The organism is Pseudoalteromonas sp. NCIMB 1079 (assembly GCF_040567695.1).
In the GTDB taxonomy this organism is placed as follows: Bacteria; Pseudomonadota; Gammaproteobacteria; order Enterobacterales; family Alteromonadaceae; genus Pseudoalteromonas; species Pseudoalteromonas distincta.
Genome location: NZ_JBEWZA010000001.1, coordinates 2,957,305 through 2,977,582 on the forward strand (window position 1 = coordinate 2,957,305; position 20,278 = coordinate 2,977,582).

At 39.2% G+C, this 20,278-nt stretch carries 21 protein-coding genes; 1 reads left to right on the forward strand and 20 read right to left on the reverse strand.

What is annotated here, in order from left to right; all coding sequences use genetic code 11:
* Window position 1: 1 nt before the first annotated feature.
* The 20 genes from ABX891_RS13705 to ABX891_RS13800 form a co-directional block, all read right to left on the reverse strand.
* Window positions 2-298: a hypothetical protein gene (locus tag ABX891_RS13705; RefSeq protein ID WP_002959403.1), complete on the reverse strand. Its 297-nt coding sequence runs from the start codon at window positions 296-298 to the stop codon at window positions 2-4.
* The gene (fliS, locus tag ABX891_RS13710) at window positions 288-710 is read right to left on the reverse strand and encodes a flagellar export chaperone FliS (protein ID WP_002959405.1); all 423 of its coding nucleotides are present in this window, start codon (window positions 708-710) and stop codon (window positions 288-290) included. The genes ABX891_RS13705 and fliS overlap by 11 nt, the downstream gene beginning before the upstream one ends.
* Before the next feature lie 43 nt (window positions 711-753).
* Window positions 754-2,154 (reverse strand): flagellar filament capping protein FliD, encoded by a 1,401-nt coding sequence (gene fliD / locus ABX891_RS13715; RefSeq protein WP_002959406.1) that lies wholly within the window; start codon window positions 2,152-2,154, stop codon window positions 754-756.
* Between the two features lie 27 nt (window positions 2,155-2,181).
* Window positions 2,182-2,598: a flagellar protein FlaG gene (locus ABX891_RS13720; protein WP_002959407.1), complete on the reverse strand. Its 417-nt coding sequence runs from the start codon at window positions 2,596-2,598 to the stop codon at window positions 2,182-2,184.
* Between the two features lie 86 nt (window positions 2,599-2,684).
* A complete protein-coding gene (locus tag ABX891_RS13725; protein ID WP_002959408.1) occupies window positions 2,685-3,644 on the reverse strand; it encodes a flagellin N-terminal helical domain-containing protein in 960 nt (319 codons plus the stop codon).
* 164 nt (window positions 3,645-3,808) lie between these two features.
* Entirely contained in the window at window positions 3,809-4,777 is a 969-nt protein-coding gene (locus ABX891_RS13730) for a flagellin N-terminal helical domain-containing protein (protein ID WP_002959409.1), read from the reverse strand.
* Between the two features lie 454 nt (window positions 4,778-5,231).
* Window positions 5,232-6,191, reverse strand: a complete 960-nt coding sequence (locus tag ABX891_RS13735; protein WP_002959410.1) for a flagellin N-terminal helical domain-containing protein — start codon at window positions 6,189-6,191, stop codon at window positions 5,232-5,234.
* A 330-nt stretch (window positions 6,192-6,521) separates the two neighbouring features.
* A complete protein-coding gene (gene flgL / locus ABX891_RS13740; protein ID WP_002959411.1) occupies window positions 6,522-7,742 on the reverse strand; it encodes a flagellar hook-associated protein FlgL in 1,221 nt (406 codons plus the stop codon).
* A 2-nt stretch (window positions 7,743-7,744) separates the two neighbouring features.
* Window positions 7,745-9,748, reverse strand: a complete 2,004-nt coding sequence (gene flgK, locus ABX891_RS13745) for a flagellar hook-associated protein FlgK (protein WP_002959412.1) — start codon at window positions 9,746-9,748, stop codon at window positions 7,745-7,747.
* Between the two features lies 1 nt (window position 9,749).
* Complete coding sequence (gene flgJ, locus ABX891_RS13750) at window positions 9,750-10,766, reverse strand: flagellar assembly peptidoglycan hydrolase FlgJ (protein WP_354629729.1); 1,017 nt, start codon at window positions 10,764-10,766, stop codon at window positions 9,750-9,752.
* 167 nt (window positions 10,767-10,933) lie between these two features.
* Window positions 10,934-12,028: a flagellar basal body P-ring protein FlgI gene (locus ABX891_RS13755; RefSeq protein ID WP_341603370.1), complete on the reverse strand. Its 1,095-nt coding sequence runs from the start codon at window positions 12,026-12,028 to the stop codon at window positions 10,934-10,936.
* Between the two features lie 11 nt (window positions 12,029-12,039).
* A complete protein-coding gene (gene flgH, locus ABX891_RS13760) occupies window positions 12,040-12,723 on the reverse strand; it encodes a flagellar basal body L-ring protein FlgH (protein ID WP_002959418.1) in 684 nt (227 codons plus the stop codon).
* A gap of 16 nt (window positions 12,724-12,739) precedes the next feature.
* Complete coding sequence (gene flgG / locus ABX891_RS13765) at window positions 12,740-13,528, reverse strand: flagellar basal-body rod protein FlgG (protein ID WP_002959420.1); 789 nt, start codon at window positions 13,526-13,528, stop codon at window positions 12,740-12,742.
* Window positions 13,529-13,549: 21 nt separating this feature from the next.
* Entirely contained in the window at window positions 13,550-14,293 is a 744-nt protein-coding gene (locus ABX891_RS13770) for a flagellar basal body rod protein FlgF (RefSeq protein WP_149591735.1), read from the reverse strand.
* Window positions 14,294-14,449: 156 nt separating this feature from the next.
* Window positions 14,450-15,832: a flagellar hook protein FlgE gene (gene flgE, locus ABX891_RS13775; RefSeq protein ID WP_149591734.1), complete on the reverse strand. Its 1,383-nt coding sequence runs from the start codon at window positions 15,830-15,832 to the stop codon at window positions 14,450-14,452.
* A 58-nt stretch (window positions 15,833-15,890) separates the two neighbouring features.
* Window positions 15,891-16,571, reverse strand: coding sequence for a flagellar hook assembly protein FlgD (locus ABX891_RS13780; protein ID WP_149591733.1), 681 nt, complete (start codon window positions 16,569-16,571; stop codon window positions 15,891-15,893).
* 13 nt (window positions 16,572-16,584) lie between these two features.
* Window positions 16,585-17,016 carry a flagellar basal body rod protein FlgC gene (gene flgC, locus ABX891_RS13785; RefSeq protein WP_010553247.1) on the reverse strand — a complete coding sequence of 144 codons (432 nt, stop codon included), beginning with the start codon at window positions 17,014-17,016 and terminating at the stop codon, window positions 16,585-16,587.
* A 5-nt stretch (window positions 17,017-17,021) separates the two neighbouring features.
* Window positions 17,022-17,429: a flagellar basal body rod protein FlgB gene (gene flgB, locus ABX891_RS13790; protein WP_149591732.1), complete on the reverse strand. Its 408-nt coding sequence runs from the start codon at window positions 17,427-17,429 to the stop codon at window positions 17,022-17,024.
* A 145-nt stretch (window positions 17,430-17,574) separates the two neighbouring features.
* Complete coding sequence (locus ABX891_RS13795; protein ID WP_010553245.1) at window positions 17,575-18,405, reverse strand: CheR family methyltransferase; 831 nt, start codon at window positions 18,403-18,405, stop codon at window positions 17,575-17,577.
* Window positions 18,406-18,422: 17 nt separating this feature from the next.
* Window positions 18,423-19,358 carry a chemotaxis protein CheV gene (locus tag ABX891_RS13800; protein ID WP_149591731.1) on the reverse strand — a complete coding sequence of 312 codons (936 nt, stop codon included), beginning with the start codon at window positions 19,356-19,358 and terminating at the stop codon, window positions 18,423-18,425.
* Between the two features lie 140 nt (window positions 19,359-19,498).
* On the opposite strand from ABX891_RS13800, the gene flgA reads away from it, so the two are divergent.
* Window positions 19,499-20,206, forward strand: a complete 708-nt coding sequence (gene flgA, locus ABX891_RS13805; RefSeq protein ID WP_354629730.1) for a flagellar basal body P-ring formation chaperone FlgA — start codon at window positions 19,499-19,501, stop codon at window positions 20,204-20,206.
* Window positions 20,207-20,278 lie beyond the last annotated feature (72 nt).

Below are 20,278 nucleotides of genomic sequence, written 5' to 3' on the forward strand. Positions count from 1 at the left end.
CCTACTTAAGCTGGTTATATAATCCAACTTTCTTTTTGTTTTTCATTAGATTAGAAAGGTTACTTTTACTTGAGTCTTTTGCGCCTTGAAGCTGTTGACACAGTGTAATAAGTTGTTGGTTCATCTCTTGTAATTGCACTTGCTCTAGCTGATTAAGTTTATGAGGCTGACTAAATACATCTTTTAATGAATTAAGAAAAAGCTCAAGCTGAGCCGTTGACTTTTCTATTTTCTGTTCAGCTACTTGTCGCTTTAATAAATTTAATTGGCCTTCTAATTGCTCTAGCTTAGCTTGCATGAGCACTGTTTTCAGCAAATGTTTGGTTGCGTACTTCGGCAGGAATGGCATCCCACGCTGATTTGATTTCTTTCAACAGATTAGATACTTCATCTACAATTTTCACATCATTGTGAATACTAGCATCAATTAAGCGCTCAATCATGTAAGAATATAGTGAAAATAAGTTTTCGGTTACTTCACCACCAACTTCAAAATCTAAACAATCACGTAATGCAGCAAGAATTGCAGATGCCTTTGATAGATGTTCACTTTTGGCCTCTAGATGTTTTTTATCAATCGCCACTTTTGCAAGTACCATTTTTTCAATAGCTCCCGCCATCAACATTTGAATAATTTCATAGCGATCAGCCCCTGCCACACGTGTTTTGAGGGCTTCTTTTTGATAATTTTTTACTCTCGCGTTATACATGAGTCACCTATTTTGCGTGTTAAATATAATTAAAAAAGGTAAGTTAAGAGGATTTAGTAAATCCTGGCAAACTTGATAATTGTGCACTTAAATAGCTTTGTGTTGATTGCATTTGAGCTAGCAGTACATCTAAGCCCGCATACTGCTCACGTAAACGAGCTTCAAGTGATTCCATTCGATATTCATGATTAATCACATCATCTTCTAATTCATCTAATTGCTCGTTTAAACTATTTTCACGCTGCTTCATAATCCCATCTGAATCAACATAATTACTCAGCAAAGCTTCAAACTTAGTTGCGAGACCATTTTCACCCGCAAAAGCCTTACCAATATCATCGAAGTTTTCATCCATAGCTTCACTTAGACTACGAACTAAAGATGATTTTTCTAAGTATCCATCTTTATCAATACCTAAGCCAATATCAAAGATACTTGAAAAAGGACCAGCATCTGTTAATTCGGTAGAAAGAGTTCCTACTAATTGAGCATCAAATGAACGTATCGTTGAATCTCCATTGAGAGGTTTATCAACACGGGTCTGCAAACCTATTTGCCCTATTAGGTTATTGTAATTTGTAACTAACTCATCAACTAGTTTAGTCACACTACTTTTATCGTATTCAACTGACAATTTTGCTGTTTCATTATCCACACTTTTGCGCTTAGCAACAATTGTCATGTCCTGAACTGCATCTTTAAATGTATTGGTATCATTTGTAATAGATAAGCCATCGACTTTAATAACTGCACTGGTTGCTTCATCACCTGTTGCAATTGCGATTCCACCAGCCCCGCCGCCATTTGCAACTGTGGAAATATTATCGAGTTCAGCGTTATCATTAGTGATAACTAAATCGTTCCCTGCGCCACTTACGTTTGAGGTAAGTACAAGCTTTGCTTCAGTACCTGTATTAATGATATTCGCTGTAACACCAAAGTTATCATCAGAATCATTAATTGCATCACGTAAATCAGCAAGTGTTGCTCCTGCATCTAGGGTCAAGTCAAAACTATCATCTCCTGCTGCAAAGGATAATGTACCACCTGAAGCCGAAACCACATCATCTGTAGAAGAAAATAAACTGTCATTAGAAACTGCTCGACTTCCTTGAGCCAAAGCAACTACTTCGACATTGAAGTTTCCTGGTGTTATTTTTGATGTCGGAGTAACAGATATCAGGTCACCGTTATCACCAGTGGGTTGAATGATATTCGCAATTCGCTTATCAAAGTTGTCTTGGTCTGCTAACTTCTCAATTGTTTCTTGAAGTTTTGACATAGCTGATTTTACTGCACCCAAAGACGATAATTCAACATTTAGCGACTCTTCTTTTGTGGCAAAAGCATTCATTTTAGGAGTATTTTCTGCAGCAACTGACGCCGAAATAATACTTTCTAAATCTAAACCAGAACCTATACCTGCAGATGTAATAAGTGGCATAACAATACTCCTAGTATATTAAATACTTTAAGCCGTTTTATTAAACAATAAACCTTTATTGGTAAGTTTATCGGCAAATTCATCTAAAGCTTTAGCAACTTCTCTAAATTCTTCAGTTGGGATCTCACGTATTACTTCATTACTTTTTTTATCAAGCACTTTTATAATTGGTGGTTCTCCTAACTCATCAAACTCAAAAATCAAATTTGTAGCAGTGACTGGAATAAACTCATTGAGCTTTTCCAAATTATCTTTTACTTCAGTAAATAAATTTTTTCTTTCTTGCTGATCTACTAGAGTATTTTTATCTATATTTACTGCTTCTCTACCAGCAATTTCCGTGCCTTTACTAAGCTTTTCTTCTTCTATTCCGATCTTTACCTGACTAGAATTAGTAGAAGTGAAGCTTTCGCTCGCTCTTTGTGCCGAATTAAAATCAATCATCACAACTCCCCTTGTTTATAAGCTAAAGTATAGGCCACTATGAGAAAATATTCTGCTTCCACGTAGTGGCTTATAAAGCGTATTTACTACCCAAGTAACGATAAAGCAACTTGTGGGCGCTGATTAGCTTGACTCAAAATAGATTGACTTGCTTGCTGAAGTATCTGCATTTTCGTCAAATTTGCAGTTTCTTGTGCAAAATCTGTATCTTGGATGCGCGAACGAGCAGCAGATAAGTTTTCAGAAATATTTGATTGGTTACGAATCGTTGATTGAAAACGGTTTTGTACAGCACCCAGTTCAGCACGCTTTTTATCAACTACCGCTATTAATGAGTCCATACCGGCAAATACAGCCTGTGCATTTGCTTGAGTTGATACACTAATATCACCAGCTTTGAAAGTATCAGCAAAAGTATATGTATTAGCTTCACCAGAAATAGTACTTACACCATCAGCTAGCTCAGTTAATGTATTTCCTGTCACACCCGCAGCAACACTTGCAATACCAGATAATGTGAAACCACCATTAGCTTCTAAAGAGTTTCCACTGCCCCCAACGGTTTGCATACTAAAGTTAATTGTTTGTACTGCATCCGCTCCTACTTGAAATTTAGCGTCGTAAGTACCATCTAGTAAATTTTGACCACCAAATGTAGTATCCGCTGCAACACGGTTAACTTCTTCAGATAATGAACGAATTTCTTCTTGAACCGCTAAGCGATCTTCATCAGTATTTGAACCGTTTGAAGCCTGTTGAGCCAGGGTACGAATACGTTGGAACATTGATGTTACTTCGTCAAGTGCGCCCTCAGCCGTTTGAGCAAGTGAAATGCCGTCGTTAGCATTTCGGTTACCTTGATTTAAACCATTAACTTGGCTTGTTAAACGGTTGGCTATTTGCATACCAGCAGAATCATCTTTTGCACTATTAATACGAAAACCTGATGATAGACGTTGGAACGAAGTATCGAGTGAATTGCCTGATTTACTTAATTGTCTTTGTGCGTTCAAAGAACTCACATTGGTATTTACATATAAAGCCATAATAGCCTCCACTTTATCGTTTTATGAGTAATATAACGGGATACCCCTACCCTGTAACATTACCTGAGTTAGAGTTCTAAATAATAGTTCTCTAACTCTTTTATCGTCCGATTAAATGGAAGCTTTAGCTTCACTTGTAAATATTTTTAACTTTTTATTTAACCTTAACCTTGTAGCAAGCTCAAAGCGGCTTGAGGTCGTTGGTTTGCCTGACCTAATATAGTTTGGCTTGCTTGTTGCAGTATTTGATTTTTAGTTAAGCTTGCAGTCTCCGCAGCAAAGTCTGCGTCTTTAATTCGCGATTTAGCTGCAGATAAGTTTTCAGAGATATTAGCTTGGTTACGAATAGTCGATTGAAAACGATTTTGCACAGCACCTAGCTCGGCACGTTTTTTATCAACTACCGCGATTAATGAGTCCATACCAGCAAATACAGCTTGTGCTTTTACCTGAGTTGATACACTAATTCCACCGGCTGTAAAAACAGTCGAAAAGCTCATGGAAGCAGCAGCTACAGTGCCATCAATACCACTAATTCCTGCCGCCAATACGTCATAGCCTTTACCACCAACGGCTGCTGCAATGCCTGCAATACCCGAAATAGTAAAGCCTCCATTGGCTTCCAATGAATTATTACTAACCCCGACAGACTGCATGCTAAACCCAATAGTTTGTACTGCATCAGCACCGACCTGAAAACTTGCCGAATAACTACCATCTAATAAATTTTGGCCACCAAACGTCGTATCACTCGCAATGCGGTTTACTTCTGCCGATAACTGACGGATTTCTTCTTGAATCGCCAATCTATCTTCATCTGTATTTGAACCATTAGCGGCTTGTTGAGATAACGTACGAATACGCTGGAAAGTCGACGTTATCTCATCTAACGCCCCTTCAGCCGTTTGCGCTAGAGAGATTCCGTCGTTAGCATTACGGTTTCCCTGGTTTAAACCAAGTATTTGCGACTGGAGTCGATCCGATATTTGTAAACCTGCAGCATCATCAGCTGCGCTATTTATACGTAGTCCAGATGATAAACGTTTAAATGACGTATCTAAGTCATTACCTGTATTTGTTAGCTGACGTTGTGCATTTAGTGCACTCACATTAGTATTTACATATAAAGCCATAATAAACTCTCTTCTTATCTGTCAAAATTAATTCACCAGCTGAAATTGGTGATATTTGACAAAGTGACTCATTACAACGGCAAACTTTAATTGCCTGAGGCAAAAAACCGCCACTTTGCAGGTTTTTTAAAAACTTAATAAGAGCAGAGCAAGCTTTAGGCCAACTTTTATAGTTATGCAAACAGTTGTACGATAGAGGATCGAGCATAAGAAAGGCTCTAAATAGAGCCTTTATATAAGATAAGTTTGAGAGTGGGTTTATGAAGAATAAAATATGGCATAATTCGTGCTTTGTTAGTAATGTTCTTACAAATATTAGAACACTACAGATGGATTTTAAGCGCCTCCGCTTTATAGTCCTTCAATAGCGCCTTTGTTAATACCCCATCAAACAAAGGCGCTTTTCTTGCAAGTCAATTTCTTGACTGCTCTTAACTTTTACAAAAGCTAACTATTACCCTAGAAGACTTAGTGCAGCCTGTGGACGCTGATTTGCCTGACTAAGAATTGTTTGACTTGCTTGCTGTAAAATCTGCATCTTAGTTAAGTTAGCCGTTTCTTGCGCAAAGTCAGTATCTTTAATACGTGATTGTGCTGCACTTAAATTTTCAGAGATATTAGATTGGTTACGAATCGTTGATTGAAAACGGTTTTGTACAGCACCCAGTTCAGCACGCTTTTTATCAACTACCGCTATTAATGAGTCCATACCGGCAAATACAGCCTGTGCATTTGCTTGAGTTGATACACTAATATCACCAGCTTTGAAAGTATCAGCAAAAGTATATGTATTAGCTTCACCAGAAATAGTACTTACACCATCAGCTAGCTCTGTTAATGTATTTCCTGTCACACCCGCAGCAACACCTGCAATACCAGATAATGTGAAACCACCATTAGCTTCTAAAGAGTTACCACTGCCCCCAACGGTTTGCATACTAAAGTTAATTGTTTGCACTGCATCCGCCCCTACTTGAAATTTAGCGTCGTAAGTACCATCTAGTAAATTTTGACCACCAAACGTAGTATCACCTGCAACACGGTTAACTTCTGATGATAACGAACGCATTTCTTCTTGAATTGCTAATCTGTCTTCGTCTGTGTTTGAACCATTCGAAGCCTGCTGTGCTAATGTACGCATACGTTGAAACATTGATGTTACTTCGTCAAGTGCACCCTCAGCAGTTTGTGCTAATGAAATACCATCATTCGCATTACGGTTACCTTGATTTAAGCCATTAATTTGTGACGTTAAACGGTCAGAAATTTGTAGACCTGCCGCATCATCTTTCGCACTATTTATACGAAAACCTGATGATAAACGTTGGAATGATGTATCCAGTGAATTACCTGAATTACTTAATTGTCTTTGTGCGTTTAATGAACTAACATTTGTATTTACATATAAAGCCATGATATCTCTCCAGAAGTAAACTTATCATTTACTCTCAAACTTACTAGATTAAGCAGTGGTTGTTAGTTACAACGCTTTGCTTGGTTAATTAAGTTATCGGTCTAGTCGAAAAATCCTTTAGCTTTTTTTTTATTTTATTTATATTTTTTTATAAAGCCATGTAATTTAAATAATTTATAGTTATTAATTATTTTCATTACAAAAATAAAAAGTATTATCCAAGTCTTTTTTGTCAGGGAAATATTAAGCTGTAAAATAATAGGGAGATAATCTTAAAAGGCATGGCAAACTCAGGAGTGAGGTAAGATATTGCCTTACTCCTTTACTTACTTATAAGTAATCGAATAGTGATAGGTTAGCCAAACGGCCAAAAGTTGCCTGAGATGCTTGAAGGGCAGTTTCTTGCTTCGTTAGTTCGGTAATCGCTTCTGCCATATCTAACTCAACTAAATCGGCACGTGCCGCTTTATTGTTTATATCCAACTCGGCATTTGACTGGGAAATTTTATCTGCAGCATTAATGCGCCCACCTAGGCCTGCTTGCGTTAACGATACTTTATTTCTCCCATTATCTAATTGCAATAGACCATCAGCAATTACTTGCTCAAAAGCGTCTTGATCTAGGCTTATATCTTTTAAACCTGTAATTAAATTGCTCATAGTATTAAGCACGTTCTCTTTTTGAGGTACCCCAAGAGTGAAATCCACTTGCCCCGTAGCTACAGGTGAAATACTTATTTCGAGCCCGTTAAATTTAACAAGCCCATCAGATAAGTCACCACTGGCTAAAACATTCCCTCCTTGCTCGACTGTGTAAGTTCCAGGGGAGCCTGCTGTTGTTATCACATTATAGGTATTATTAGCACCTGAAGGATCATATTCAGCACTATGAAAGCTATCAAATTGCCCTTGTTCCTTAACGTATACCTTAGAATCGAGTACTCCACCCGATACTACACCATCATTTGAGCTTACATTTAACCTAGCTTGTACTTTTTCAAAAACATCAAATCCATTATCACTTGATTTTATATCGATACCTTCGGCTATTTTTATTTTATGCAGTCCTTGGTCTCCAGCATATTCATACTTCTGGTTCGCGCTGTTATAACTATAAGCAGGTGTATTATCTTGATATCCAGAAAAAAGGTATTTACCATCTTCTGTTTTAGCATTCATTAAATCGAGTACTGTCGATTGTATAGATTTTAGTTCTTCTGCGATTCCTTCACGATCAATATCGGAATAAGCTCCATTACCTGCTTGAATTGTTAATGTATGCGCTCGCTCTAATGAGCTTTTTATATTATCCAGTACGGTTTCTTCATTAGTTAAGCGACTAGAAAGCATAGTAATGTTCTTTTCATACTGCTCGTTTGCTTGTATTTTATCTGAATAAAGCGACGCTTGAGACATCGCTGATGGATCATCTGAGGTTGATAAAATTCGCTTCTGTGTATTAACTTGCTCTTGAGCTCTACTCACACCTTGTTGATTTTCTAATATTTTATTTATGTTATTTTGATACATTAAATTATTTGATAAACGCATAATTACCTCGCCGCATTTAATAAGGTGTCAAAAATTGCTTGAGCAGTCGCTAAAACCTTTGCTGATGCTGAATATGATTGTTGAAAACGCAGTAAATTTGCGGCCTCTTCATCTAGGTTTACTCCTGATAACGACTCGTACCATGCCTCAGATTGCTGTGCTAGAGCGTCAAATGCAGCCCCACTTGTGATTGCTTGGCCAGTTATAACACCTATATCACTCACTAATCCTGAATAAGCTTGGTTGAACGTTTTATGGTTGTCGGCCGTTGCTGTTGTTTCTACATTTAAACGGACTAACTCACCATTTTGTAAATCAGCTAATTTTAAACCATTACGGTTATCGTCAAAGCCGCCTTCATTAAACTCAAGTGTAAAGGTATCGCCTGTTGCTGGTGTACCTTCTATATCAAAGTCAAAACCATATGAATCATAAGGGGTACCAAGACCTGCTAAAACATTTTTACCCGGTGGCGCTATCGTTACTGCTACATTAGTACCGTTACCATCGCTAATTAAATAATCATTTGTACCAGCAGCTTTAACAAGTGTTATTTCACCGTTTGTTAAGCCTGGTGCTGAAGTAAAACCACCGGAGGTAACACTTGTTACTTCTCCCGCTGAAATAGTGGCGGTACCTATATTATTTAAATCGTTAGCAGTACGGATTGGCGATGCTAGTGCTAAATCTTCTGCGCGCCCTGTTGCAAGTGTAATACTTGAAGCAGCATCTGAATTAAGCTTTATTTGAAATTGATCACCCTCAACACCAGCCCCAGATACATTTACTTGAAGACCAAATGATTCTCCGGTAGTAGTCGATGAATCAATAACACCTGTCGATATATCAGCAAGTGAAGGCTGACCTAACGGGTCGCCTTTGTTATCTATAGGCTGAATACTTACTTCATTAGCATTGCCTGTATAAGTAATAATAAAGTCACTGGCAGGAAGTTCACTGCCCTTACCTGGCTCTACCGTTGCAGTCATACCGGCAGTACCTGTGTTAGCTTGATACGCATAAGCGCCAACGGTAGGAATATTAAAAATATTACCACCTAACTGACCTGTTGCATCCATACCGAGTTTGTTTTGTTCGTTAAATGCATCAGCTATCGCTAAGCCCATTTGACCAATTTGGTTTTGCGCAGGGACTAATATGTCATCTCTAAAAGCAAGTAAGCCGCCAATTTTGCCTTTAAGCTTACTTACATCAACTTCAAGCGGCACAGCTTTGCCACCATTAACGTCAAGCGTGAATTCTTTAAAATTAGGATCAGGATCCCCTGTCATCGAAAATAGGTTAAATGCGCCATTTTGCATAACAACCGCTTCACCTGTGCCCATAAAAACGAGTTTTTCGCCATTTGGACCATCAAGCGTTTCAATGTCTATTAGCTCTGATAAGTCGCGTATTGCTTTATCGCGTTCGTTATAGGTAGAGCTGGCATCTGCGGCGTTATTAGTGCCATTAACGGCTGCAATATTTTGATTTAGCGTGCTAATACTCTGAATGAGTGAGTTTGCTTCATCTGAAAATATTTCGAGCTGCTCATTGACTATACTTTTTTGATCAAGCACGATGCCCGAAAGCCTATCCATTTGATCAATTAAGCTTTGCGCATCTGTCATTACTAATGAGCGAGCAACAGTAGATGAGGGCTGATTTAGCGCTTCTTGCACGTTATTAAATAAAGAGTTAATACCAGTCGAAAGGTTGTTCGACTCTTCAGAAAAAATAGTATCAACTCGATTAGCCTCAGTAATAAACTGATCGAAAAACGATTTATTAGAGGTATCACGATTTAGCTGTGACTGAGCAAACTCGTTTAGTAATCGGTATGTTTCGCCTCGCCCTACTTGGTTGTCAACCATAGTAGTAAACTCTGTACGCTCACGCACATAGCCTTCGGTATTTACATTGGCGATATTTTTACTTGTCGTTTGCAGTAGCTCCGAGCTTGCTCTAACCCCAGAACTGGCAATATTTAATAAATTAAACGACATGTTACTCTACTCCTTGGCGGATCACGTTTGCCGCAATGTCTTTTAGCTGACTGCTATTGAGCACTTGTTTTATTTTGTTGGCATAATTTGGATCGGTTGCATAACCTGCTTTTTGTAATGAATCTAAAAAGTCGTTTGGTTTAGCTGTATTTTGTAATGCTTCTTTGTAGCGTGGGTTTTGCGTTAAAAAATCAACGAAGTCGTTCACGCTGTCTTTAATTGAATCGTAGGCTCTAAAGCTGGCTTGTTTTTTAACGGGTGTACCTTGCTCAAACTCAAGCGTTATTTTGCTTGCTTTATCGCCTTCCCAGCTTTTATCTGACTTAATATTAAATAAGTTATTTGAACTGCCACCGTCACTTTTATTAATAATGTGCTTACCCCAACCGGTTTCAAGTGCCGCTTGTGCAACCATTACCGCAGGATTTAAACCAATTTTTTGCGCTGCAGTTTTAGCGTGTTCCCACACTGAACTTACAAACTCTTCTGCATTTTTAAATGTTGGGCTATCAGCTTTAGTCTCTGTAGTATCGACTTTAGGCTCAGCAATATCGGCTTTAGTGTTATTAACGATAAGATCGGGTTGCTTATTTTTTTGCTCATGAGGAAGAGCGGAACCGACTTGCGTATCGCTAAAAATATCGTTGGTTGTTCTAAGCACCGAGCCTGGCATAAAGTTTTTAGACTCAGGCGATAACTGCTGAACTATTAAATCGGCAAGGCCTAACGAGCCATTTGATGAAAGCTCTGTTGAAAGTTGCTGATCGTGCATTTCTTCAAAAAACTTTACGCCACTTGAATTAAATGGGCTGTCTTTGTCTTCAAATGCTTCGTTAGCTTTGCGCATTCCTTTGAGCAACATTTGCGTAAAAATAGCTTCAAATTGTGCGGCCGCTTTTTTGAGCGCAGCTTTAGAGGCATCAGTTGATGCACCGCCACTCGTTAAGGCTTCTTTACGAAGTGAATCTAAGTTGCCTAAATCAAAAAAGTTTTGTTTATCGAGGTGATTAGTTTCCATCGGCTTTTTGACACAAAATGAATAATGCAGTTAAAAATGCAAAAATTGAGCCACTACCGATAAAACAAGGAAGATAAAAATAGTAAACTTAAGTTGCTGTAAATAAAAAAGCCCTAATTTCAAAAATATAGGGCTTAAGTAATGCGTTATTTATTGGCTCGGGTTATTTATATAACAACTAATTGTCCGTTAATTGCGCCGGCTTCTTTTAGTGCTTCTAAAATAGCCATTAAGTCACCAGGTGCTGCGCCTACTTCGTTAATTGCGCGAACTAAATCGTCAAGGCTTACACCTGGGTTAAATACAAAGGCGCGCGAGTCATCTTGGTTTACATCAATAATACTTTGCTGGGTAACAACGGTGTCACCGTTTGCTAGCGGATTTGGTTGCGACACATTTTGTTGTTCTGCAATAGTTACGGTTAAGCCACCGTGCGTAATAGCCGCTGGCTGAAGCTTAACGTTCTTGCCAATCACAATGGTACCGGTGCGCGAGTTAACGATAATTTTAGCAGCCATGTCAGCTGGCTTAAATTCTAAGTTCTCGAGTGTTGATAAGTACGATACACGCTGGGATGCATCGCGTGGTGCTATAACACGAATGGAAACTGAATCAATTGCTTGTGCGCTATTTGGGCCAACTAAGTCATTAATTGTTTTTTCTAGGCGTTTTGCCGTTGTAAAGTCTGGGCGGTTTAAGTTGAAGGTAATGTAATCACCTTGCATAAATGGGCTTTCTACTGCACGTTCGACTGTTGCACCATTAGGTATACGACCAACGGTAGGGGTATTAATTACAACCTTACTGCCATCAAGACCTTGTGCGCCTAAGCCACCGACAATTAAACTGCCTTGTGCAATTGCATACACGTTACCGTCTACACCCTTTAAAAAAGTTTGTAGTAAAGTACCACCACGTAAGCTGCCTGCACTACCTATAGAAGAAACCGTAATATCGATTGCTTGCCCGGGCTTTCTAAATGCAGGTAGTTCTGCATGCACCGCAACAGCGGCAACATTTTTAATTTTAGGACTTTGAGTTGAAGGTAGCGTAATACCAAAGCTGTTCAACATGCCTCTAAAACTTTGTTGTGTGTATGAGTTTTGCTCGCCAGTGCCCGGTAAACCAACCACTAAGCCATAACCGACTAATTGGTTAGAGCGTACGCCCTCAACCATAGACACATCTTTTATGCGCTCAGCACTGGCAGTAAACTGCCAACCTAATAACACAACTAAACATAAAGCTTTAAGGCTATTCATGTTGTTACCCTCTAAAATGGAAACAGCGAACTGCTAAAGAAACGTGTAAGCCAACCAGGACTTTGCGCTTCTTGCGTTTGCCCTTTACCTGAGTATTGAATACGTGCATTAGCAATACGGTTTGATTCAACCGTATTATCGGCGCTTACGTCTTGAGGGCGTACTAGCCCTTCTAGACGAATAAACTCTTCGCCGGTATTAAGCGTTAGCCATTTTTCACCGCGAATAACTAAGTTACCATTAGGTAAAACGCGCATTACATTAACCGAAATATCGCCCACTAAGCTGTTTGATTGGTTTGATTTTGAATCGCCCGTAAACGACGAATCGCTACCAATACCAAACTGAATACTATCGCCACCTATATTTACAGGTAGACCACCTAATCCAATCACTGGGTCTAAGCTTGCGTCAGTTTCTTTGTCTGTTTCTGTTTTAGCCGCCTTTGTTGCTTGAGTAGACTCTTGCAATTTAACCGTAATTATATCGCCAGTACGTAGCGCTTTTTTATCAGAATATAAGTCGTTTGATGTATGAGTATTAAACAATGAACCTGTGGCTACCAGCGGCTCTAAAATAGGCTCGGGGTACATAGGTGCGTAGTAAGGGTCGTCCTGCACTACCTCACTATTTTGCGTAGACATACAGCCACTTAAAAATAATGTGCCCGCTGCAAATAAAATAATATTACGCATAATTCCCCCTACTTTATTAAAGCTGTTGATTGATATAACTCATCATTTCGTCAACGGCCGAAATTACTTTTGAGTTCATTTCGTAAATACGTTGAGTTTCTATTAGATTTACCAGCTCTTCAGTTACATTTACGTTTGATGTTTCGAGTGAACCTTGAATAATGCTACCTAATCCTTCAACACCCGGATTACCTTGCACCGGCGCACCACTTACAGCGGTTTCGGTATAAAGGTTTTGACCAATTGGCTCAAGGCCCGATGGATTAATAAAGTCACTAATAGTCAGCTGACCAATGACTACGTTATCCGCTTGGCCTGCAACACGTACAGATACTTCACCGTCTTGCGACACCGTAATTGATTGCGCGTCGTCTGGTACATTCATTTCTGGCTGAATCACATAACCTGCGCCCGATGTTACAATTCGTCCATCGCCATCGGTAGTAAACTGGCCGTTGCGCGAGTAAGCAATATTGCCATCTGGTTGCAGTACTTCAAAGAAACCTTCGCCAGAAATCATCCAATCTAGTGAGTTTTCAGTGGTTAACATGTTGCCTTGCGTAAACTCTTTTTGGTTAGCTACAACTTTAGCACCCGCACCTAACATTAAGCCCGACGGCATTTCGGTATCTTGCGATGAACGACCACCTGGTTGATTAATATTTTGATAAAGTAAATCTTCAAATATAGCGCGGCTTTTTTTGTAACCTACAGTACTCGCATTCGCTAAGTTATTTGAAATAACCGATATATCGGTTTGTTGAGCGTCTAGCCCCGTTTTACTGATCCACAATGCTGGATTCATAATCGTGTCCTCACTTTAAAGTTAAACTATGCGTAATAACTGATCTTGACGCTCGTCAATTTCTTCAGCTGTTTTCATTAATTTCACTTGTAATTCAAATTGGCGCTGGTGGCTTATCATGTCGACCATTTCGTGAACCGGATTCACATTCGACATTTCAAGCGAACCACTTAAAACTTTTACATTGGCAGAGGTATCTACTGTTACATTGGCTTTTGGTCTAAATAAACCGTCGTTACCTTTTTCGAGCTGTGAGCTGTTTGCTTCTACCACTCTAAGCGTGTCGATTTCTTCTAAAAAATTAGCGGGAGCGCCTTGCGGGCGAACTTGAATAGCGCCATCTTGGCTAAACCCTATTTTTTCGACTGGGACGGGTAAAATAACAGGACCGCCTTCGCCAATTACTTGACGACCACCGCTCGTTACTAACATGCCTTGCGCAGTAATATTGAGCGTACCTACTTTGGTATAAGCTTCGTTACCAGAGGCATCTTGCACGGCAAGCCACGCGTTATCGCTCATTGCAATATCTAAATCGCGCCCGGTTTGAACAATGCCACCCGATACCATGTTAGAACCCGGACGCTCTTGCATTGCAAATACACGTGTAGGCAAACCTTCGCCAAACGCTTGCATAGAACGCGCCTGGGCAAAGTCGGCTTTAAATCCTGTTGTATTTGCATTCGCCAAATTATTGGCTTTAAGCGCAAGCCCCTGCAGGCTTTGCTTAGCGCCAGAGGCCGCAATGTAGACCATTTTGTCCATAGTATCGACTCACATAAAAAACTATGAACTTACAAATGCAAAATAGATGCCAGATTAAATTTGACGCAACATTGAGAGGTATTTAGAAGAGCTTGCAAAGAGGGCTTATAAAAAAGGCTGCAAAAATGCAGCCTAATATATTCAATTGAGTGTAACTTATCGAATCTGCAAAATACTCTGCTGAATTGTTGAGTTAACTTCAAGCGCACGTGAGTTTGCTTGGTAATTACGCTGTGCAGTAATTAAGTCTACTAGTTCAGTAGTTAAATTGGTGTTTGATTGCTCAAGTGCAGATGAATTTATTGATCCTAAAGTACCCGATCCTGGCTCACCTGCAATAGGCTCACCCGATGTTAAGCTTTTTTTCCACGCAGTATCGCCGACTTGCTGTAAACCTTGCGAGTTTGAGAAGCGCACCATAGCTACCTGGCCTAAAAATGATGTATCACCATTACTGTATGACGCTACAATTTTACCATCAGTACCAATATCAATGCCGGCTAAACGGCCAACCGTTGCTCCATCTTGCTCAAGCGCTTTTACCTCAAAATTACTAGCATATTGAGTAGGCACTTTATTTGCTGTACCAGTTTCATCACGCCAATTAACTTCGATATCTGCAGGAAAGCTTGCACCATTCGTTAATAAATCAGAAAGGCCTGCTGTACCGGAGGCTGCATCACCTCCAATTATCGAAATAGGTTTAAAAGTATTCGCTACATTATCTTCAGCTGGATCACCTGTTGTTGACGGTACGCCACTCGAGTCAAAGCCTAGGGTTGTTAAAGGTACATAAGGCGTACTCCCATCTTGAAGCACGCCATCCTCTCCAAAACTATCACCATCAAGGGTAGTATAAACATCCCATTTATTTGCGTCAGTCGCAGTTGCGGTATCATCACGTTTTACAAAAAATAACTGTAAAACATGTGGCTCACCTAATGAGTCATAAACTGTAGTTGATGTTGATGAATTATAAGTAGCACTTTCATCTGGATTAAATGGAAGCGTTGGTGACTCAACTCGCGAATCTAAATTGAATGAGCTATACACACTTGTTGTTGCACGCGGAGAGCCTGATGAATCAGGAATTTGCAAAGCTGATGAAGTGCTTAGGCTTACTGATGTTGTATTACCTGTTGCTTCGTCAACAGGGAAACCTTGTAAAAAATTACCTTTAGCATCAACTATGAAATTATCTTGGTTTAATTTAAATGCACCTGCTCGTGTGTATGTTAAGTCTTGCGAAGATAAGTCATCTGTCATCGCGAAGTAACCTTCACCAGTAATCGCTAAATCAAGCGAATTATTAGTGAATTGTAATGACCCTTGGTGAAACTGTTGTGCAACCATTGTCGCTTGTACACCGTCACCATTTTTAGTTTTACCAGAGCTAAATACTGATGAAGCGTACACATCAGCAAACTCAGCGCGTGACTCTTTAAAACCTGTTGTATTTACGTTTGCAATATTATTTGCAGTTACGTCTAAATCTTTTTGTGCGGCAGCTAGGCCGGTTAATGCAATATTGAAGCTCATAATTCACCTCTAACCTGTTAGTCTGTGGCCTGCTGGCAGGCAAGAAATATTAAATTTATTACGCGATCTCTGCAATGTCGGTTAATCTAACCGCACCTTCTTTAGTGTTAACAATGATGCCGCTTGATCCGTTAATGTTTACACTTTCAATATTTTTGAAAGTTGCAATAGGCAAGCTAGAAAACTGACCATTTGTACTACCTTGTGCCGATAACGTGTATTCCCCTTCAGGTAAACGCTCACCGCTTTCATTATTGCCATCCCAGGCGAAGCGAACAGCGCCCGCAGGCTGAGAACCCATATCAATTGTTCTCACTAGCTGTCCTGAAGCATCAGTTACACTAAGTGTTAAACTTTCAACTGCACTTTCAGCAACGATAGACCCTTTAGCATCACCTGATTCATTTAAATCAACAGTATTTGACTCTAGTAAAGCCTGCTTGCCAACAAGCGTTGAAGCTTGCAGGGCTGAGTTTGATGTCATCGAAGTAGCCAACGTATCAAAATTTGAATTCAAATCGCTAATACCCTGCGCCATCGTAAAGCTAGTCATTTGAGCAATCATTTGATCATTATCCGCAGGATTACTGGGATCTTGATACGATAATTGCTGAGTTAACAAAGAAAAAAAGTCTTCTTGCGTTAACGCATCGCTTTCACCATCGCTGGTCGCTACTTGCGATTCTTGCCAACGCAAAGAGTCTAAATAGGATGAAGATGTACTAATATCGTTACTCATAACCTACCCTCGGTTACCGCTGCCCTAGCAACAGTGTTTTACTTAGCATTTGCTTTGCTGCATCAGCAACTTGCACGTTTGTCTGGTAAGAACGAGAGGCAGAAATCATATTTGCCATCTCCTCTACAACATTAACGTTGGGTTTATAGATATAGCCATTTTCATCCGCACTTGGATGATTTGGGTTATATTCAATTTGTAATGGTGCATCGCTTTCAACAATGCCCAAAACTTTAACACCAACTGCGGAGCCCTGTTGATTACTTGCTGATGCTGAAGCTTTTGTTAGCTCAGCAGCAAATACAGGTTGGCGCGCTCGGTACGTTTTGTCTTGAGATGAACTAATGGTATTAGCATTAGAAATATTACTAGCTGTAGTATTTAAGCGAACGTTTTGTGCGCTCATACCCGAACCTGCAATATCGAAAACATTATATAAACTCATAATTTTTATCCTTGACTACCGAGAGCTTTATTCAGGCCTTTAAATTTGCCGCTTAAAAATTGCAAGCTGGCCTGATACTCCATAGCATTCTGTGTATACAAGTTTCGTTCCACTTGTATATCAACCGAGTTACCATCACCCGTATCTGATTGATTTGGCATACGAAATGATTCTGAACTGCCCATACTATGAGTACCTCCACCAATGTGTTTATCATTAGTTCTTACCATAGTATTGCCGCTTTGCTGGGTTGACCTTGCCGCTTTTAAAGCAGAGGCAAAGTCTATATCTTTTGCTTTATAGCCAGGCGTATCAGCGTTAGCTATATTAGTCGCAATTAATTCTGCTCGCTGTGAACGGATCAACATGGCTTGCGGATGCACACCTAATGCTTTATCAAAACTGATAGCCATAACCTTCTCCAAAAAATTGACTTACCCATTAATAAAGCAAAAAATAAGCCATTAATGTTAGGGCATGCTACATTTTTATAAGGTCATGTATCTAAATAGAAAAACGACGCTGAGTGCGTCGTTTTAGGGAAGGGAGTTAACTTAATTATTTCTTTTGGTAAATTATACCCGGGTTGCACCTAACCATATCAAACTCAGTACTTAAGCCAGTCAAAGACTCTGATGCACCTAAAAACAAGTACCCTTTTGGATTTAACGCTTGTGCAAACTGATTAATAATTTTAGCTTTTATTTCAGGTGCAAAGTAAATAAGTACATTACGGCAAAAAATAATATCAAACTTGCCCATTAACGCGTACGAATCAAGCAAATTTAAATGCCTAAAACTAACTTGTTTTTTTATTGTATCGTTTACTTGTGCCATACCGTTGCCGCTATCTTTAAAAAACTTTTTACGGCGTTCTGCCGATAAGCCTCTGGCAAGTGCAAGCGCGTCGTACTCTGCATTTTTACACATATCGAGCATGGTATTAGATATATCTGTACCAATAATTTGCGCGCCCATACGAAGCACGCCAGGTTGCTTAGCTTGAAACTCGGCAACCGACATAGCTATCGAGTAGGGTTCTTGCCCTGAGGAGCTGGCAGCAGACCAAATTTTTAATGGTCTTCTTAACTCTTTAAATTCAGGAAATAATTTATTTTGAAGTAATTCAAATGGGTATTGATCTCTAAACCATAACGTTTCGTTTGTGGTCATTGCATCAACAACAGCGGCTCTTAATTGCCGCTCATGAAGGCCAAGTGTTTTACTTACTAATTGTGATAAAGATTCCACATTAAATCGAGCCATGAGTGGAGCAAGTCGACTTTTAACTAAGTATTGCTTATTTTCACCTAAAACAATACCGCATTGCTGCTCTAAAAACGAACGAAACTGGTCGTATTCACTTTGCTGCAAATCTTTATTATTCAAATCAATAACACCTATTTTTATTGGTCACTATTAACCCATTTTTTAACCGCAGTTGCTAACTCATCAGGGTTAAATTTGGCGATAAAGTCGTCAGCACCTACTTTTTCTATCATCGCTTGGTTAAACACACCACTCAATGATGTATGTAAAATAACATGTAATGGTGCAAGCTTAGGATCTGCTTTTATTTCGGCTGTTAATGTATAACCGTCCATTTCTGGCATTTCAACATCAGAAATAAGTAATGCTACTCGTTCAGTAATGTCGTTTTTACAATCAAGCTCTGCTATTTCTTTAAGCCTAATTAAAGCTTCTTTACCATTTTTAGCAAGCTCTGTTTGCACACCTAGCGGTTCTAAAGCACGTTTAACTTGATTACGCGCAACAGCGGAGTCGTCTGCAATAAATACGATACGCTCGCCTAAGTCTTTTTGAATGTCGCCACTTTGTGCAACTTCAGCACTTACTTCTGTATTTACTGGGCAAATTTCGTTGAGAATTTTTTCTACGTCTAAAATTTCTACTAATTCATTTTCGATTTCGGTCACTGCTGTTAAATATGAATAACGCCCAGCACCTGATGGCGGTGGCATTATTTTTTCCCAATTCATATTTACAATACGCTCCACGCCACCAACTAAAAAGCCCTGAACAGAGCGATTGTATTCGGCAATGATAATAAAGCTGTCTTTAATATTTTCTATTGGCCGCCCACCTACAGCCATTGATAAATCAATTACTGAGATAGTTTGACCACGAATATGAGCAACACCACGAATATAAGCATTCGATTTTGGCATGCTTGTAAGTGGAGGACATTGCAATACTTCTCTCACTTTAAATACATTAATGCCAAAACGCTGACGCCCTCTGAGCTTAAATAAAAGTAATTCTAGGCGGTTCTGCCCAACCAACTGTGTGCGTTGGTTTACTGAGTCTAAAATGCCTGCCATTCAAATCTCCTAAAGAAAACAAATAATGCGGAACGATAATTGCTTTCTATTAATAAAGCTACATAACATCGCGGGTGCGTCTACTTTTTGACGCAAAATATTTATACCCTGTTTGAAACCATAAGCATAGTCGAAACATTATGAGTTTGTTAAAAAAAGTCAGAAGATACAGTGTTTTTTATTTTGTTGCTAGCCTCTGCTTTGCATTACCTTTGCAGGCCAAAGTATTTAGCAAAGATTTATTACAAGAGATGGCTGTTGCTTATATAACTGAGCAGATTGGTACATTAAAAAATACTAATATGCAATTAAGTGCACTGCCTTTAGACAGTCGTATTCCTGATCGTATTTGTAATTCTGACCTTGAATTATCAACTTCCGATGAACCACCATTTAACCGCCAAGTAACCTTACAAGCTAAGTGCAATGATGCGCAAACGTGGGCTCAATACGTTCATGTAAGAGTTGTTGAAATGGCCCCAGTTGTTGTTGCCACTGCTAATTTAACCCGCGGTGAAGTAATAACTAAATCGCATTTAAGTATTGAAATGAAACCAACTCACTTTGTACGAATACAGTACTTAGATGATCCCACAATGCTAATAGGTAGTAGAAGTAAACGAAATATTAGAAGTGGTATGCCAGTATTACTAAACCAAATTTGCATGGTGTGTAAAGGTGACTCTGTTAATATTTACGCAAACCTAAGAGGCCTTAGAATTAAAACCACTGGTATTGCTTTAGAAGACGGTACTTTGGGCGAACAGATACAAATAAAAAACAAAAAATCAGGTAAAGTTTTAAATGCGCGAGTAGATGGTGTAGAGTCTGTTCAAGTGAATATTTAATTTAGATTTATACTAAAGTATCCTACGTATATGCCGATAACATGGCATAAGTTGGGTAATATACGGGTTTAT

Coding starts and splice junctions, on each gene's coding strand:
- ABX891_RS13800 (WP_149591731.1), bottom strand. CDS start 19,358: ATGGCAGGCATTTTAGACTCAGTAAACCAACGCACACAGTTGGTTGGG.
- flgL (WP_002959411.1), bottom strand. CDS start 7,742: ATGCGTTTATCAAATAATTTAATGTATCAAAATAACATAAATAAAATA.
- flgB (WP_149591732.1), bottom strand. CDS start 17,429: ATGGCTATCAGTTTTGATAAAGCATTAGGTGTGCATCCGCAAGCCATG.
- flgJ (WP_354629729.1), bottom strand. CDS start 10,766: ATGGAAACTAATCACCTCGATAAACAAAACTTTTTTGATTTAGGCAAC.
- fliS (WP_002959405.1), bottom strand. CDS start 710: ATGTATAACGCGAGAGTAAAAAATTATCAAAAAGAAGCCCTCAAAACA.
- flgA (WP_354629730.1), top strand. CDS start 19,499: ATGAGTTTGTTAAAAAAAGTCAGAAGATACAGTGTTTTTTATTTTGTT.
- flgG (WP_002959420.1), bottom strand. CDS start 13,528: ATGAATCCAGCATTGTGGATCAGTAAAACGGGGCTAGACGCTCAACAA.
- ABX891_RS13735 (WP_002959410.1), bottom strand. CDS start 6,191: ATGGCTTTATATGTAAATACAAATGTTAGTTCATTAAACGCACAAAGA.
- flgK (WP_002959412.1), bottom strand. CDS start 9,748: ATGTCGTTTAATTTATTAAATATTGCCAGTTCTGGGGTTAGAGCAAGC.
- ABX891_RS13705 (WP_002959403.1), bottom strand. CDS start 298: ATGCAAGCTAAGCTAGAGCAATTAGAAGGCCAATTAAATTTATTAAAG.
- ABX891_RS13755 (WP_341603370.1), bottom strand. CDS start 12,028: ATGAATAGCCTTAAAGCTTTATGTTTAGTTGTGTTATTAGGTTGGCAG.
- ABX891_RS13770 (WP_149591735.1), bottom strand. CDS start 14,293: ATGGACAAAATGGTCTACATTGCGGCCTCTGGCGCTAAGCAAAGCCTG.
- ABX891_RS13730 (WP_002959409.1), bottom strand. CDS start 4,777: ATGGCTTTATATGTAAATACTAATGTGAGTGCACTAAATGCACAACGT.
- ABX891_RS13720 (WP_002959407.1), bottom strand. CDS start 2,598: ATGATTGATTTTAATTCGGCACAAAGAGCGAGCGAAAGCTTCACTTCT.
- flgE (WP_149591734.1), bottom strand. CDS start 15,832: ATGAGCTTCAATATTGCATTAACCGGCCTAGCTGCCGCACAAAAAGAT.
- flgC (WP_010553247.1), bottom strand. CDS start 17,016: ATGAGTTTATATAATGTTTTCGATATTGCAGGTTCGGGTATGAGCGCA.
- ABX891_RS13725 (WP_002959408.1), bottom strand. CDS start 3,644: ATGGCTTTATATGTAAATACCAATGTGAGTTCTTTGAACGCACAAAGA.
- fliD (WP_002959406.1), bottom strand. CDS start 2,154: ATGCCACTTATTACATCTGCAGGTATAGGTTCTGGTTTAGATTTAGAA.
- ABX891_RS13780 (WP_149591733.1), bottom strand. CDS start 16,571: ATGAGTAACGATATTAGTACATCTTCATCCTATTTAGACTCTTTGCGT.
- flgH (WP_002959418.1), bottom strand. CDS start 12,723: ATGCGTAATATTATTTTATTTGCAGCGGGCACATTATTTTTAAGTGGC.